A 15,251-nucleotide genomic window follows, 5' to 3' on the forward strand; every position below is an offset into this window, starting at 1 on the left:
TATTTCCTACTGATTTTGTCAATAAATGGAGCTAAAATGAAAATTCAGTGGACTCTGATCGGTTGGGTGAGCGTGGCGTTGAGCGGCTGTGCGGCCCAATCCAAAACCCAGCCCTTGTCGCCCAACGATTTCCCTACCCTGGCGCGGGTGGAATACGTGTTCGAGTGCATGCAAAAGCACGGTGGGCAGAACTACGACAACCTCTACCATTGCAGCTGCGCTCTGGACGAGTTGGCAAAGCGCATGTCCTACCAGGAATACTCCGAAGCCGTGGTGTTTACCAAACTGCGGAGCATGCCAGGTGAGGCCGGCGGGGTGTTTCGCGATCCGCCCCAAGCTGATAAACTGCGCGCCAAGCTCAAAGCCGCTGAAGAGGCAGCAGAGGCGCTTTGTTTCGTAAAGTGAGTGATAAAGCCTTGAGGTTATCGCCATGGCAGCGCAATCCCCACGCCGAACCCAAAAAGTCAAAATCGCCCGCGGACGCCCGGTTGACCTAAACGCGCTCGAAGAAGTTCGGGCTTTGCTCAAAGACGAGCCGAGGCGGCGGGACCTGTTGATCGAACACCTTCACAAGATCCAGGATACGTACGGCTACCTTTCCGCCAAGCACTTGGTGGCGCTGGCTTATGAGATGAAGCTTTCGTACGCCGAAGTCTTTGAAGTGGCCAGTTTCTATCACCATTTCGACGTGGTCAAGGAAGGCGACACGCCGCCGCCTCCCCTGACGGTGCGGGTGTGCGAGTCGATCAGCTGTGCGCTGGCCGGCAGCGCAGCGTTACGCAAAGCGCTTCAAGGGAAACTCGGCGAAGGCGTGCGGGTGCTGCCGGCGCCGTGCGTGGGGCGCTGCCAGCACGCCCCGGTCGCGGTGGTGGGCCAAAACCCCATCGATGCGGCCACTCCCGAGCGCGTGGTAGCGGCGGTGGAAGCTAAGGCTTTTGCCCCTCCTATCCCTGAGTACCTCGGGTACGAAGCCTACCGCGCGCAAGGCGGATACCGGCTGCTTGCCGAGTGCTTGACGCTGCGCCGCAGTCGAGAAGAAGTGATCGCGGCGCTCAAGGACGCTGGGCTGCGCGGTTTGGGTGGGGCCGGGTTTCCGGCGGGGGTAAAATGGGAGATCGTGCGCAAATACCCTAAGCCGCGCCTTATGGCGGTCAACATCGACGAAGGCGAGCCCGGCACGTTCAAAGACCGCTATTACCTCGAATCCGATCCGCACCGGTTTCTGGAAGGAATGCTGGTGGCGGCTTGGGCGGTGGAGGCGGAAAGCGTCTATATCTACGTGCGCGACGAATATCCCGCCTGCCGTAAGATCCTCCAAACCGAGCTGGCGGCGCTCGAAGCCAATCCCCCGGTGGATCGCCCCCTGCCGCCGATTCACCTGCGGCGCGGGGCCGGAGCCTATATCTGCGGGGAGGAGTCGGCGATGATCGAATCGATCGAAGGCAAGCGCGGGATGCCGCGCCTTCGGCCTCCTTACGTGGCCGAAGTGGGGCTGTTTGGCCGCCCGACCTTGGAACACAACATGGAGACCTTGTATTGGGTGCGCGACATCGTCGAAAAAGGCCCGGGCTGGTTTACCTCCTTTGGCCGGCGCGGGCGCAAGGGCCTGCGTTCGTTTTCGGTCTCCGGGCGGGTGGCAAAACCGGGGGTGTATCTGGCCCCGGCCGGAATCAGCGTGCGCGAGTTGATCGACGAGTACTGCGGGGGGATGCTGCCCGGTCACGAATTCTATGGTTATTTCCCCGGCGGGGCGTCGGGCGGCATCCTGCCGGCTTCGCTCGGGGATTTGCCGCTGGATTTCGATACCCTCAACCCTTACGGTTGTTTCATCGGTTCGGCGGCGGTGATCGTTTTCTCCCAGCACGACAAGGCCAAAGACCTGGCCCTAAACGCGATCCGGTTCTTTGAAGACGAATCCTGCGGCCAGTGCACCCCGTGCCGGGTCGGCACCGCCAAAGCCGCTCAGCTGATGGCCTCTGGCGACTGGGATCGGGAAAAACTCGAGGATTTGTGTCAGGTGATGGCCGATGCTTCGATCTGCGGCTTAGGGCAGGCGGCGCCCAATCCGATCCGCTGCGTATTCAAGTACTTCCCCCACGAATTGGAGGGCTAAAGCGTGGTTGCCAATCCCAAGTACTTAAACGAGCCAAAAACCGTCACGTTTACCCTGGACGGACGAGAAATCACCGCGTTCGAGGGAGAAACCATCCTGCAGGCGGCCCAACGCGCCGGCTATGAGATTCCGCACCTGTGCTACAAGGAAGGCTATCGCCCCGACGGCAACTGCCGCGCCTGCGTGGTGGAGATCGAGGGCGAGCGCGTTTTGGCGCCTTCGTGTTGCCGCACCCCCAGGGAAGGGATGCAGGTGAAGGCAAGGAGCGAGCGCGCCTTAAAGTCCCAGAAGCTGGTGCTCGAGCTGCTTTTATCCGACATGCCGGCGCAGGGCCAGTCCCCCTACCGCGACGATTCGGAACTCGACTACTGGGTGGCCAAGCTCAAAGTCGGCAAACCCCGCTTTCCCTCACGCCGGCAGCCTAAGCCGGATCTTTCCCATCCGGCGATGGCGGTCAACCTCGACGCCTGCATCCAGTGCACCCGCTGCGTGCGCGCCTGCCGCGAGGAGCAGGCCAACGATGTGATCGGCTACGCTTTCCGCGGTGCAAAAGCCCAAATCGTGTTCGACCTCGACGATCCGATGGGGGAGAGCACCTGCGTGGCTTGCGGGGAGTGCGTCCAAGCCTGTCCTACCGGCGCGCTGATGCCTAAAGGCGACGTGGGCCACGTGCCAGTTGACAGAAAAGTCGACTCGACCTGTCCTTACTGCGGGGTGGGATGCCTTTTGACCTTCCATGTGAAAAACAACCGCATCCTGTACGTGACGGGGCGCGATGGGGAGACTAACCACAGCCGCTTGTGCGTCAAGGGCCGGTTCGGCTTCGATTACGTTCACAGCCCCTATCGCCTGACCAAGCCGCTGATCCGGCGGCCCGGTGTGCCCAAGACCGCCGAGCTGTTGGATCCGTCTCAGCTGTTCCAGGTCTTCCGCGAGGCGAGCTGGGAAGAGGCCTTAGATTTTGCCGCCCAAGGGTTGAAGCGCATCCGCGACACCTACGGCCCTAAGGCTTTGGCCGGGTTCGGTTCGGCCAAGGGCAGCAACGAAGAGGCCTATCTGTTTCAGAAGCTGGTCCGGACCGGCTTTGGCAGCAACAACGTCGACCACTGCACCCGCCTGTGCCATGCCTCTTCGGTAGCGGCGCTGCTGCAGTGCATCGGTTCGGGAGCGGTATCCAATCCGGTGGCGGACGTGCTCAAAGCCGAGGTGATCTTCCTGATCGGTTCTAACCCCACCGTCAACCACCCGGTGGCGGCCACGTGGATCAAAAACGCCGCGCGCCGGGGGGCAAAACTGATCGTGGCCGACCCGATCCGCACCGAGATCTTCCGTTTCGCCACCCACCCCGTGCAGTTTCGCCCCGACACCGACGTGGCGCTGCTCAACGGGATGATGCACACCATCGTCGAGGAGGGGCTTTACAACCTCGAATACATCGAGCGCTACACCGAAGGCTTTGAGAAGCTGCGCCAACACCTCAAGGGCTATGCCCCCGAGCGGGTGGCGCCGGTGTGCGGGATCGAGGCCGAAACCATCCGCGCGGTGGCGCGCCTGTACGCCACGGCCAAAGCCTCGATGATCCTGTGGGGGATGGGAATTTCGCAACACGTGCACGGCACCGACAACGCCCGCTGCCTCATTGCGTTGGCGCTGATGACCGGGCAGATCGGCCGGCCCGGCACCGGGCTTCACCCCTTACGCGGCCAGAACAACGTGCAGGGGGCTTCCGACGCTGGCCTGATCCCGATGGTCTTTCCCGATTACCAGTCGGTCAAGGACCCCAAAGCGCGCGCCCGATTCGAGCAGCTCTGGGGGGTGAAGCTCGATCCCGAGCCGGGCTTGACGGTGGTGGAAGTGATCCATGCGATCGAAAAAGGTCAGGTGCGGGGCATGTACATCGAAGGCGAAAACCCGGCGATGTCCGACCCCAACGTCGCCCACGCGCGGGCGGCGCTGGCAAAGCTCGAGCACCTGGTGGTGCAGGATATTTTCCTCACCGAGACCGCCGGCTTTGCCGACGTGATCTTGCCGGCTTCGGCCTTCCCGGAGAAGACCGGCACCTTCACCAACACCGACCGGCGCGTGCAACTCGGTCGGCAGGCGATTGATCCGCCCGGGGAGGCGCGGCAAGACCTATGGATCATCCAAGAGATGGCCAAACGCCTGGGGCTGGACTGGAACTATTCCGGCCCGCAGGAGGTGTTCGAGGAGATGCGCCTGGCGATGCCCAGCATCGCCGGGATCACCTGGGAGCGGCTCGAACGAGAGGATTCGGTCATCTACCCGTGCGAAAAGGAAGGCGATCCGGGGCAGGCGGTGATCTTCACCCAGGGCTTTCCCACGCCCACGGGTAAGGGGCTATTTGTGCCGGCTGAGTTTGTCCACGCCGCCGAGCTGCCCGATTCCGAATACCCGTTCGTGTTCATTACCGGCCGCCAGCTCGAACACTGGCATACCGGGGCGATGACCCGCAGGTCTTTCGTGCTCGATGCGATCGAGCCTTATCCGGTGGCCGAGATGCATCCCCTGGACCTGGAGCGTTTGGGGGTTTTGCCGGGGGGGGTGATTACCCTAAAATCGCGGCGCGGGCAGGTGACCGCTTATGCGCGGCCGAATTTGGGCATGCAGCGCGGCACGGTGTTCATGGCGTTTTGCTATCACGAAGCCGCAGCGAATCTGTTGACCAACGAGGCTTTAGACCCGGATGCCAAAATCCCGGAATTCAAGTTCTGCGCCGTGCGCGTTTTTGCCGGCGAGGCGGCTTGAAAGGTTGACTTTTGCCTGAAAATCCTTCAATTTACCGCCTCAAGGAACGGCTGGGAAATTTTCCTAGCGTCCTAAGGTCTTTTCCCTGCTAAAAACAACGAGGAGGATTGTATGAAAAAACCCGTGAAAAACGGCCTGATCGCAGCCGCTGTAAGCTCGGTGCTGATGGCCGGTGGGGCACAGGCAAACCAGGAAGTGATCAATCTGTCCAAAAATCCTGCCAACTGGCCGGTGTGGGGGGGGAATTATTGGGGCACCCGCTACAGCGAGCTCGATCAGATCAATAACCAGAACGCCGACAAGCTGCAGCCGGCGTGGACGTTCTCCACCGGCGTGCTGCGCGGTCACGAAGGCGGTCCCTTGTTCATCGACGGCGTGCTATACGTTCATACGCCGTTCCCGAACCGCGTCTACGCGATCAACCCCAAGGATCAGAGCATCATTTGGAAGTACGAACCCACTCAGGACGCCGACGTCACCATTCCGGTGATGTGCTGCGACACCGTCAACCGCGGGCTGGCCTACGGCGACGGCAAGATCATCCTGCAGCAGGCCGACACCACCTTGACCGCTTTGGACGCCAAGACCGGCAAAGTCGTCTGGCAGGTCAAAAACGGCGATCCCAAATTGGGGATGACCAACACCAACTCGCCTTTGGTGGTGAAAGACAAAGTCATCACTGGGATTTCGGGCGGTGAATTCGGCGTGCGCGGGTTCGTGGCGGCCTACAACCTGAAAGACGGCTCGCTCGCCTGGAAAGCCTACAGCACCGGCCCCGACGAGGAAATGAAGATCGACCCGAACAAGACCATGACCTGGATGGGCAAGGAAAAGGGCTTGCAGCCGGTGGGCAAAGACTCCTCGCTCAAGACTTGGCAGGGCGATCAGTGGAAGATCGGCGGCGGCACCACCTGGGGTTGGTACAGCTACGATCCGCAGCTCAACTTGATCTACTACGGCTCCGGCAACCCCGGCACCTGGAACCCGGTGCAGCGCCCCGGCGACAATAAGTGGTCGATGACCATCTGGGCGCGCGACGCCGACACCGGGATGGCCAAATGGGTCTATCAGATGACCCCGCACGACGAATGGGACTACGACGGCATCAACGAAATGGTCCTGGCGGACCAGGAGATCGGCGGTAAGCTGCGCAAGACCCTGGTTCACTTCGACCGCAACGGCTTTGCCTACACCTTGGACCGCGAGACCGGCGAGGTCCTGGTGGCGGAGAAGTACGACAAGGCGGTCAACTGGGCCACCCACGTGGATATGAATACCGGGCGGCCGGTGGTCGATCCTAAATACAGCACCGAGCAGAACGGCGAGGACGTGACCACCGAAGACGTTTGCCCGGCGGCCTTGGGGTCCAAGAACCAGGGTCCGGTGGCCTACTCGCCGCGCACCGGCTTGTTCTACGTCAACGGCAACCACGTGTGCATGAACTACGAGCCGTTTGAGGTGGAATACACCCCGGGGCAGCCTTACGTGGGGGCGACGGTGACCATGTTCCCGGCCGGGCGCGACGTCAAGACCGGGCAGAAGAACGGCTCCACCAACCTGGGCGTGTTCACCGCTTGGGACGCCAAGACCGGCAAGATCGTTTGGTCGTATGACGAGCCTTTCTCGGTCTGGAGCGGGGTGCTGGCGACCAAGGGCGATATCGTGGTCCACGGCACGCTCGAAGGCTTCCTCAAGGTCCGCGACGCCAAGACGGGGAAGGAGCTGTACAAGTTCAAGACGCCTTCCGGGATCATCGGCAATCCCAACACCTGGATGTTTGAAGGCAAACAGTACATCGGCGTGCTGTCGGGTCTGGGCGGTTGGGCCGGTATCGGCATGGCGGCCGGGCTCCAGGGCGAGACCGAGGGTCTTGGCGCGGTGGGCACCTACCGCTCGCTCGACAAGTTCACCCAGTTGGGCGGCGTGTTGAGCGTGTTTGCGTTGCCGGATTCGGCGATCAAATAAGCGCTCGCTCTCCTTGGCGAAACCAACCCCGGCCGGGGGCGACCCCGGCCGGGGTTTTGTTTTATACTGGCGGCTGAATTTTCAGGAATCGGCGGAGGGATCGTGAGGGAGATCGCTGCGTTCGTCATGGCCGGCCGCTGGCGCGCTGCGCTGGCAGCCGCAGGGTTTGGTCTGATCGGAGTGTACTTCATCCCCTTGCTTCTGCTCAGCGCGGCGGCGGTGGGCTTGGTGACTTTGCGCCGCGGCGGCGTCGAGGGGCTAGGAACAATGGTCGTCTCCGCCCTGATCGTCGGCGGGTTATTTTTGCTCTTGCCGGCGCGGCCGGGGTTTCCGTTTCCGTTGGCGTTGGCGTTGTGGCCTCCGGTTTGGGTGGGGGCGGTGGTGCTGCGTTCTACCTACGCGCAAGGGGTGAGCTTGACCGCCTTGGGGTTGCTGGCCTTAGCTTACGTGGTTGCGCTGCACGCCCTGACCGGCGGGGACGTGGTGGGTTTTTGGCGGGCTTGGCTGGAACAGGCGATCGCCAACGTTCCCGGGGCGACGGTCGAAGGGTTCGATTACGAAGGAACGTTGCGCCTGATGAATGGCCTGGTGGCTATGGTTTATGAGATCAGCGCTGTTTCCTCGCTGCTGTTGGCGCGCTACCTGCAAGCGCTGCTGTACTATCCGGGCGGTTTCCAGGCGGAATTTTGCCAGCTTAGGTTGCCGCGTTGGTTGTTGCCGGCGTGGGTGGCAGGGATCTGGCTGGCGGGTTATTGGAGCAGACTCTTGCTTACCGATTGGTTGCTCGTCGCGGTGGGGGTTTATCTGTTTCAGGGGGTTGCGGTAGCGCACGCGGTGGTTTTATTGCGAAACTTGAGCGGCTTTTGGCTGGTCTTGATGTATGCCTTGCTCGTGTTTATCCCGCCCCACGCCGTGATGGGGCTGGCGCTTTTGGGGGCGATCGACAGCTTGCTGGACTTGCGCGCGCGGGTCCAGGTGGAAGAAGATAAATGATCCCGTTTCAGGACACCGCGCCGCGCGCTTCCACGCCGTGGATGACCTGGACCCTGATGGGGATAAACCTGGCTCTGTTCCTGTTCACCTGGCTGCTGCCTGAGGAGATGCGCAGCGCGGTTTTCTATCGTTACGGCCTGATCCCTGCCCGCTACGCTTATCCCGAATGGGCCCAAGCGGTGGGTTTGAATCCCCACGACTATTGGCCGATTTTGACCAACCTGTTTCTGCACGGCGGTTGGCTGCATCTTTTGTTCAACCTCTGGCTGCTTTGGATCTTCGGCGACAACGTTGAAGACAAGATGGGACCGTGGCGGTTTTTGGGCTTTTTCCTCGTCTGCGGGGTGTTGGCCAACCTGGTCCACGTGGCCATCAACCGCGCTGCCGTCACCCCGGCGGTGGGCGCTTCAGGCGCGATCGCAGGGGTGTTGGCGGCGTATTTTTATCTGTTCCCTTACGCTAAAATCGTGGTTTGGATTTTCCCGCTGCCCTTGTTCATCCCCGTGCCGGCGATCTTTTTCCTCGGGTTGTGGGTGATCTTCCAAGCCTATCAGGCCACCACCGCAATGATGACCCAAGAGCCATACGCTAACATCGCCTGGTGGGGACATCTGGGCGGGTTTGCCGCCGGTTTCCTGCTGTTTCGCTTGTTTTTACGCCGCAAGCCATGCCGACTTCCGCCTTGATCCGCGCCTTGCGCTGCGTGTTGCCGGAGGAGGCAGTGCGGACCGCGCCCGAGGAGCTTCGGGCTTACGAGTGCGACGGCCTGTCCGCCTACCGCTGCCTCCCGCAGGCGGTGGTGCTGCCTGAGAGCGCAGAGCAGGTGCAAAAGGTGCTGGCTTTTTGTTCGGCCCACGCTGTGCCGGTGGTGGCCCGAGGGGCGGGGACCGGGCTTTCCGGCGGCGCCTTGCCGGTGGAAAACGGCGTGCTGCTTTGCCTGACGCGTTTGAACCGAATCTTGTCGGTGGATCCTGACAACCGCCTCGCCCGGGTCCAACCCGGCGTTTCCAATCTGGCGATCAGCCAGGCGGCCAAACCTTACGGTTTGTATTACGCCCCCGATCCGTCCTCGCAGATCGCCTGCACGATAGGCGGCAACGTCGCCGAGAACGCCGGCGGCGTCCACTGCCTCAAGTACGGTCTGACGGTGAACAACGTATTGGGGCTGAAGTTTGTGACCGCCGCGGGCGAAGCGGTGAGCCTTGGTGGCGCAGCGCTTTCCGCGCCGGGGTTGGACATTTTGGCCTTGCTGCACGGCTCGGAGGGATTGTTGGGGGTGATCACCGAGGTGACGGTGCGCCTTTTGCCCTTGCCCGAGGCCGCGCGGACGCTGCTGGCGGCCTTCGCTTCGGTCGCCGCCGCGGCCGAGGCGGTGGCGGCGCTGATCTGCGCCGGGCTGATTCCGGCGGGACTGGAGATGATGGATCGGCAGGCCGTCGCGGTGGCGGAGGATTTCGTCCACGCCGGCTACCCGCGTGAGGCCGAGGCGATCTTGTTGGTCGAGGTGGACGGCTTTGCCCCGCAGGTGGAAGAGGAGGCGGCCTTGGCGGAAAAAGTGCTAAAGGCAAGCGGGGCGTTTTCGGTGCAGGTGGCCTGCGACCAGGCCGAACGCCAGCGCCTTTGGGCGGGACGGAAAGCCGCTTTTGCCGCCGTCGGCCGGGTCAGCCCGGATTACTACTGCATGGACGGCACCATTCCGCGCCAGCGCCTGGCCGAGGTGTTGGCCGGCATCGCGGATTTAAGCCGCAAGTACGGACTGAAGGTGGCCAACGTGTTCCACGCCGGGGACGGCAACCTTCATCCCCTGATCCTATACGATGCTCAAGTTCCCGGAGAGTTTGAGCGGGTGGAGCGCTTGGGCGAGGAGATTTTGGCTTTGTGCGTTGCGGTCGGCGGAACGATCACCGGCGAACACGGGGTGGGGGTGGAAAAACTGGGCGGCATGTGCTCCCAGTTTTCTGCCCAAGAGCTGGCCCAGTTTCACGCGATCCGGCGCGCTTTCGATCCCGAGGGCCTGCTCAACCCCGGCAAGGCGATTCCGACTGTGGCCCGTTGCGTCGAACTGGGGCGGATGCACGTGCGCCGAGGACGGCTTGCCCACTCCGAGTTGGAGCGTTTTTGACGATGGACTTGACTGCCGAACTGCAAGACCGGGTAAACGCCGCCCTCGCCGAGCGACGGCCTTTGCGCATCGTCGGCGGGGGAAGCAAAGATTTTTATGGCCGCCTGCCCCAGGGCGAGCCGCTTTGCCTCTCCGGCCACCGCGGGATCGTGGAATACGTGCCGGAGGAATTGGTGGTCACGGTGCGCGCCGGCACGCCCCTCGCGGAGCTGGAAGAGGCCCTGGCCGCCGAAGGGCAGATGCTGGGGTTCGAGCCGCCGCATTTTGGCCCGGCGACAGTGGGCGGGGCGGTGGCGGCGGGGCTTTCCGGGCCGCGAAGGCCTTTTGCCGGAGCGGTGCGCGATTTCGTCTTGGGGGTCAAGCTCCTGACCGGACGCGGCGAGGTCCTTGCCTTTGGCGGCCAGGTAATGAAGAACGTCGCCGGTTTCGACGTGAGCCGCCTGGTGGCAGGATCGCTGGGCGCCTTAGGGGTGATCCTGGAGGTCTCCTTAAAAGTCCTGCCGCGGCCGGAGGTGGAATGGACCTTGTGCCAAGAGGCCGATGATCCGGAAACCGCCTTGGCCACCATGCAGGCTTTAATGGGTCAATCCCTGCCGATAAGCGCTTTGGCTTATGAGGCGCCGCTTTTGTATCTGCGCCTTTCCGGCACGGAGCGGGCGGTGGCGGCTGCCGCCGGGCGGATCGGCGGGGAAACCGTAGCGCCGGGGGAAGAATTTTGGCAAAGCTTGAAGGAGCAGACGCGGCCGTTCTTCACTCACGGGGAAGAGGACCTTTGGCGGTTGTCGGTGCCGCCGGCGGTTCCCCTGGCGGGCATGCCTGGGCAAGTTTTGCTCGACTGGGGCGGGGCGCAGCGCTGGGTGCGCACGCGGGCAGACGCGTCAGAGGTTTTTCGCCTCGCCGCCGAACTCCAAGGGCACGCCACTTTGTTTCGAACGGCGGGCGCGCGGGATGAGGTCTTTCAACCGCTGCCGGAGAATCTCTTCAGGCTCCACCGCGCCTTAAAACAGGCGTTTGATCCGCATGGGATTTTCAATCCAGGACGGATGTACCCGGAGTTCTAGATGCGCGTTCGGCTGGCCGATGGTTTCAAAGAGGATCCCAAAGCCGCGGCCGCCGCGCGACTCGTTCGCGCCTGCGTGCACTGCGGGTTTTGCAACGCCACCTGCCCGACCTACCGGCTGTTAGGGGACGAGCTGGACGGGCCGCGCGGGCGCATCTACCAGATCAAGTCGGTGCTCGAAGGGCAGCCGCCCACGCGGCGGATCCAAACCCATCTCGACCGCTGCTTGAACTGCCGCGCCTGCGAGACCACGTGCCCTTCGGGGGTGCGCTACGGGAAACTGCTCGACCTCGGTCAGCAGCTTTTGGAGCAAAAGCTTAAGCGGCCTGGACTTTCGCGCTGCTTGCGCCTTGGGCTAAGAACGCTTCTGCCGTATCCGCTCAGGCTTCGCCCTTGGGTCCGGCTGGGTCAAATCTTGCGCGTTTTCCTGCCGGTGGCGCTGCGGGCGCGGCTGCCGGAAGCTGCGCCGGCCTGGCCGGAGCCGACCCACGCGCGCCGCATGCTTATTTTGGACGGCTGCGTGCAAGCGGTGCTGGCTCCCCAGATCAACGCCGCCGCCGCGCGCGCCTTGGATCGCCTCGGCGTTTCCTTGATTGTGGCGCCCAAGGCCGGGTGCTGCGGGGCGCTGAGTTATCACTTGGGCGCCCGCGAGGAAGGCTTGGCGTTCGCCAGGCGCAACATCGACGCGTGGTGGCCGTACCTCGCCCAAGGGGTGGAGGCGATCGTGACCACCGCCTCCGGCTGCGGCCTGATGCTCAAGGAATACGGCGAGTTGCTCGCCGACGATCCGCGCTACGCCGCCAAAGCCGCCGTGGTCTCGGCTCGCACGCAAGACTTGAGCGAGGTGCTGGCGAGCTGCCCGGATCTCGATGCGCTGCGCCCGGGTCGGCCGCTCAAGGTGGCGTTCCATTCCCCCTGCACCCTGCAGCACGGTCTGCGCCTAGGCGGGGTCGTGGAGCGGATCCTAGAACGGCTAGGGATGATTTTGACCCAGGTGCCCGACGCCCACCTTTGCTGCGGTTCGGCCGGAGCGTATTCGCTCCTGCAACCCAAGCTGGCCCGCCGCCTGCGCCAAGAAAAGCTCGCCGCTCTCGAGAGCGGCGCCCCGGATCTCATCGCCACCGCCAACATCGGCTGCCTGCTGTATTTAAAGCCGGCGGCTAGGCGCCCGGTGGTGCACTGGGTGGAACTGCTCGAACCGGCCGGTCAAAGCGCCTGCCGCAGCGCAGATTGACTAAGCCGTTGAGAAAATTCGTCCTCTGGCAGCGGCCGGCTGTAAAAATACCCTTGCGCGGCGTGGCAACCGTGTTGTAGCAAGACCTCGTGCTGCGCGGCGGTTTCCACTCCTTCCGCCACCACCTTCAGCCCCAGGGCCCGGCCGATCTGGATGATCGCCGCGATGAGCTTGAGCGCCTTGGTCTCGTGGGGAAGGTCGGCCACGAAGCTGCGGTCGATTTTGACCTCGTCCAGGGGAAAGGTCCTCAGGTAGGCCAAGGAGGAATAGCCGGTGCCGAAATCGTCCAGCGACAGGCGCACCCCAAGCGCCTTGAGGGCGTGCAAGCGGGCGATGGCTTCCTTGCCTTCGGCCATCATCATGCTCTCGGTGATCTCCAGCTTCAGGCAGGCAGGCGGCAGGCCGGTTTGCGCCAAGATCTTGGCGATGGTTTCTGGCAAGCCGGGTTGGTAAAACTGCCGGGCGGAGAGATTGACGGCAACGCCCCTAAAGCCAAGCCCGGCCTCGATCCAGCTTCTCGCCGCGGTGCAGGCGGCGGTGAGCACCCATTCCCCCAAGGGCAGGATCAGCCCGCTCGCTTCGGCCAGAGGGATGAATTGGTCCGGTGGGATCAGCCCTTCTTGCGGGTCTTGCCAGCGCACCAAGGCTTCGCAGCCGATGACGCACCCCGTGTGCAGTTCGATCAACGGCTGATAGTGGAGGATGAACTGGCGGTTTTCCAAGGCCTGGTGCAGGCGGGCCTCGAGCGTCAGCCGCCGCCGCGCGCTGGCCGACAGCGCCGGAGTGTAGAAGCGATAACCGCCGCGCTCGTTGAGCTTGGCCTCGCGCATCGCGGCTTCGGCGTGCTGGATGAGCTCGGCGGCGGAGGCCGAATCCTCAGGATACAGGCCGATGCCGACGCTGGCGCTTAAGTAAAGCGGCTCTCCGGCGACGACGAACGGCTGGGCGAGGGCATCGAGCAGGTGCTCGGCGATGCGCGCGGCGGCTTCCGGGCTAGGAAGGTTTTCCGCGATCAGCAAAAACTCGTCCCCCGCCAGGCGGCCCAATAAGTCCTCGCCCCGCAGTCGACGTTTCAGGCGTTCTGTCAGCGCGATCAGAAGCTCGTCGCCGGCGGCGTGATCTAGGCTGTCGTTGATGAGGTTGAAGCGATCCAAATCCAACACCAGCGCCGCGACCCGCTGGTTTTGCCGCCGCGCGCGTTCCAGCGTTTGCGTAAGATTCAGCTGGAGCAGCAAGCGATTGGGCAGGCCGGTGAGCAGGTCGTAGTGGGTCAGGTAATCCAGGCGCGCCTCCGATTGCTTGAGCTGGCTTAAGTCGTTCATCAGCGCGACGTAGTGGGTGGGCTGGCCGGCGCCGTCGCGCACCGTGCTGATGGTCAGAAGCTGCGGGTAGACTTCGCCGGTTTTGCGCCGGTTCCATACCTCCCCTCGCCATTGGCCGGTTTGCAGCAGGCACTTCCACATGGCTCGGTAGAACGCTTTGTCTTGGTGGCCGGACTGTAAAAAATTAGGGTTTTTCCCCAGCACTTCGGCTGGGGTGTAGCCGGTGATTTCGCAGAAGGCGCGATTGACGGCGAGGATGCGCGGCTCAAGGTCGGTGATGAGGATGCCTTCGCTGGCGTAGTTGAATACCGCCTCCGCCAGGCGCAGGTGGGATTCGGCCGCTTGCCGCTCCATCGCCAGGGCAGTCAGCTTGGCGAATTCTTCGATCAACGCCAGTTCTTCTCGGCTTGGGCGGCGCGGGCGGTCGTAATAGACGGCGAAGGTGCCGAGGACCTGGCCGCGCGAATCGGTAAACGGCAGCGACCAGCAGGCGCGGAAACCGACTTTGCGGACGATCTCCAAATAAGGCGCCCAGTAAGGGTGGCGCTCGACGTCCTCGACGATCACCGTCTGGCCGGTCGCGGCCGCGGTGCCGCAAGAGCCTAAGCCTTCCTTGGCCTCTAGGCCATCCACCGCGGCGTTGTAAAAATCCGGCAGGCTCGGGGCGGCGGCGGTGTAGAGACGACCTTCCTCGAGCTTGAGGATGGACACCCGCCATTTGGGTTGCACCGCCTCCAGGCGGTGGGCGATGTCCGTCAGCAGTTCCGAGAGCGGACGGTTGGCGAGCACCCCTTCCAGCACGCGCAGCCGCACGGATCTTAGATAAGCCAAAGTTTGTTGTCGGCGCCGCTGGTGGCCTTTGACCAAGATCGCCGCCGTGCCCAGGGCGCCGAAGGCTAAGGCGAGGAGGCGCAGCAGCCAAGCGGCGGCCCTTGGCGCTTGCCAGCCGCCGACGGGGAGGGCGGCCAACTGCCAAGAACCGCCCGGGACGGAGACGTCTAAAGTGACCGCCTGTTGGGCAAATAGCCGCGGATCGCCAAAAAACACAGGTCCCGAAGCGCCGCGGCCGTCGACGCCGCGCAAGGCGATCTCAAGGCCCAGCTCCGGGTCGCGCAGGCCGGCGAGCCGGTACAGGGCCTCGGCGTCCATCACCGCCGAGACCAGCCCCCAGAACCGCCGCTCGCCGCTTTCTGTTTCTACAAACACCGGTTCGCGCACCAGCACGCCGACGCCGCCCTGGACTAAGGGCAGGGGGCCGGCCACGGTCGGTTGGCCGGTATCGCGGGCGCGCAGCGCCGCCTCGCGCTGATCGGGGAGGCGGCGATAGTCCAGGCCTAGGGCCGCCTCGTTGCCGGCGATGGGGTAGATCAGGCGGATGACCAGGTCGGGGGCGGCGGCGACGTTGCGCAAGGGTTTGCCGTCGACCAGCCCACGGGCAGCGCGGGCGAAAAGCTCTTGGTCGAGGTCGGGGTGCAGCGCGATCACCGCCGCCAACCCGCGCGCCCGGTACAGGCAAGCGTAGAGGGTGCCTTCCAGGCGGGCGCGGATGGCTCCCAAGCGGGTGAGCACCTGGCCGCGTTCGTAGAGCTCGGCGTAGCGGGAAAACAGGCGTTCGCCCGCTTGCTCTGCGCCGAGCACGGCTAAGAAGAACAGCAAGACTCTTAACATGCGGGGGG

The 15,251-nt window shown here is 63.5% G+C and carries 10 protein-coding genes; 9 read left to right on the forward strand and 1 reads right to left on the reverse strand.

Annotated elements, in window-relative coordinates:
• Positions 1-36 precede the first annotated feature (36 nt).
• The 9 genes from ACYQ3M_RS04650 (at position 37) to glcF (ending at position 12,253) form a co-directional block, all read left to right on the forward strand.
• The gene (locus ACYQ3M_RS04650; protein ID WP_460034893.1) at positions 37-405 is read left to right on the forward strand and encodes a hypothetical protein; all 369 of its coding nucleotides are present in this window, start codon (positions 37-39) and stop codon (positions 403-405) included.
• A gap of 25 nt (positions 406-430) precedes the next feature.
• Positions 431-2,113, forward strand: coding sequence for an NAD(P)H-dependent oxidoreductase subunit E (locus ACYQ3M_RS04655; protein WP_460034894.1), 1,683 nt, complete (start codon positions 431-433; stop codon positions 2,111-2,113).
• Between the two features lie 3 nt (positions 2,114-2,116).
• Complete coding sequence (fdhF, locus tag ACYQ3M_RS04660; protein ID WP_460034895.1) at positions 2,117-4,879, forward strand: formate dehydrogenase subunit alpha; 2,763 nt, start codon at positions 2,117-2,119, stop codon at positions 4,877-4,879.
• Positions 4,880-4,990: 111 nt separating this feature from the next.
• On the forward strand, positions 4,991-6,844 hold the full coding sequence (locus ACYQ3M_RS04665; protein WP_460034896.1) for a methanol/ethanol family PQQ-dependent dehydrogenase: 1,854 nt from the start codon (positions 4,991-4,993) through the stop codon (positions 6,842-6,844).
• A 102-nt stretch (positions 6,845-6,946) separates the two neighbouring features.
• On the forward strand, positions 6,947-7,837 hold the full coding sequence (locus ACYQ3M_RS04670) for a YybS family protein (protein WP_460034897.1): 891 nt from the start codon (positions 6,947-6,949) through the stop codon (positions 7,835-7,837).
• The gene (locus tag ACYQ3M_RS04675) at positions 7,834-8,523 is read left to right on the forward strand and encodes a rhomboid family intramembrane serine protease (protein WP_460034898.1); all 690 of its coding nucleotides are present in this window, start codon (positions 7,834-7,836) and stop codon (positions 8,521-8,523) included. Before ACYQ3M_RS04670 ends, ACYQ3M_RS04675 begins: the two co-directional genes overlap by 4 nt.
• The gene (locus ACYQ3M_RS04680) at positions 8,505-9,959 is read left to right on the forward strand and encodes an FAD-linked oxidase C-terminal domain-containing protein (protein WP_460034899.1); all 1,455 of its coding nucleotides are present in this window, start codon (positions 8,505-8,507) and stop codon (positions 9,957-9,959) included. The genes ACYQ3M_RS04675 and ACYQ3M_RS04680 overlap by 19 nt, the downstream gene beginning before the upstream one ends.
• 2 nt (positions 9,960-9,961) lie before the next feature.
• Positions 9,962-11,020 (forward strand): glycolate oxidase subunit GlcE, encoded by a 1,059-nt coding sequence (glcE, locus tag ACYQ3M_RS04685; protein WP_460034900.1) that lies wholly within the window; start codon positions 9,962-9,964, stop codon positions 11,018-11,020.
• Entirely contained in the window at positions 11,021-12,253 is a 1,233-nt protein-coding gene (glcF, locus tag ACYQ3M_RS04690; RefSeq protein ID WP_460034901.1) for a glycolate oxidase subunit GlcF, read from the forward strand.
• On the opposite strand, the gene ACYQ3M_RS04695 is transcribed toward glcF, so the two are convergent.
• Positions 12,226-15,243 carry a bifunctional diguanylate cyclase/phosphodiesterase gene (locus ACYQ3M_RS04695; protein WP_460034902.1) on the reverse strand — a complete coding sequence of 1,006 codons (3,018 nt, stop codon included), beginning with the start codon at positions 15,241-15,243 and terminating at the stop codon, positions 12,226-12,228. The genes glcF and ACYQ3M_RS04695 overlap by 28 nt on opposite strands.
• Positions 15,244-15,251 lie beyond the last annotated feature (8 nt).

This window comes from Methylothermus subterraneus (assembly GCF_054656915.1).

Excerpts from the sequence above, each read along its gene's own strand:
- ACYQ3M_RS04675 (WP_460034898.1), top strand. The coding sequence starts at position 7,834 with ATGATCCCGTTTCAGGACACCGCGCCGCGCGCTTCCACGCCGTGGATG.
- ACYQ3M_RS04665 (WP_460034896.1), top strand. The coding sequence starts at position 4,991 with ATGAAAAAACCCGTGAAAAACGGCCTGATCGCAGCCGCTGTAAGCTCG.
- ACYQ3M_RS04680 (WP_460034899.1), top strand. The coding sequence starts at position 8,505 with ATGCCGACTTCCGCCTTGATCCGCGCCTTGCGCTGCGTGTTGCCGGAG.
- ACYQ3M_RS04695 (WP_460034902.1), bottom strand. The coding sequence starts at position 15,243 with ATGTTAAGAGTCTTGCTGTTCTTCTTAGCCGTGCTCGGCGCAGAGCAA.
- ACYQ3M_RS04655 (WP_460034894.1), top strand. The coding sequence starts at position 431 with ATGGCAGCGCAATCCCCACGCCGAACCCAAAAAGTCAAAATCGCCCGC.
- glcE (WP_460034900.1), top strand. The coding sequence starts at position 9,962 with ATGGACTTGACTGCCGAACTGCAAGACCGGGTAAACGCCGCCCTCGCC.
- glcF (WP_460034901.1), top strand. The coding sequence starts at position 11,021 with ATGCGCGTTCGGCTGGCCGATGGTTTCAAAGAGGATCCCAAAGCCGCG.
- ACYQ3M_RS04650 (WP_460034893.1), top strand. The coding sequence starts at position 37 with ATGAAAATTCAGTGGACTCTGATCGGTTGGGTGAGCGTGGCGTTGAGC.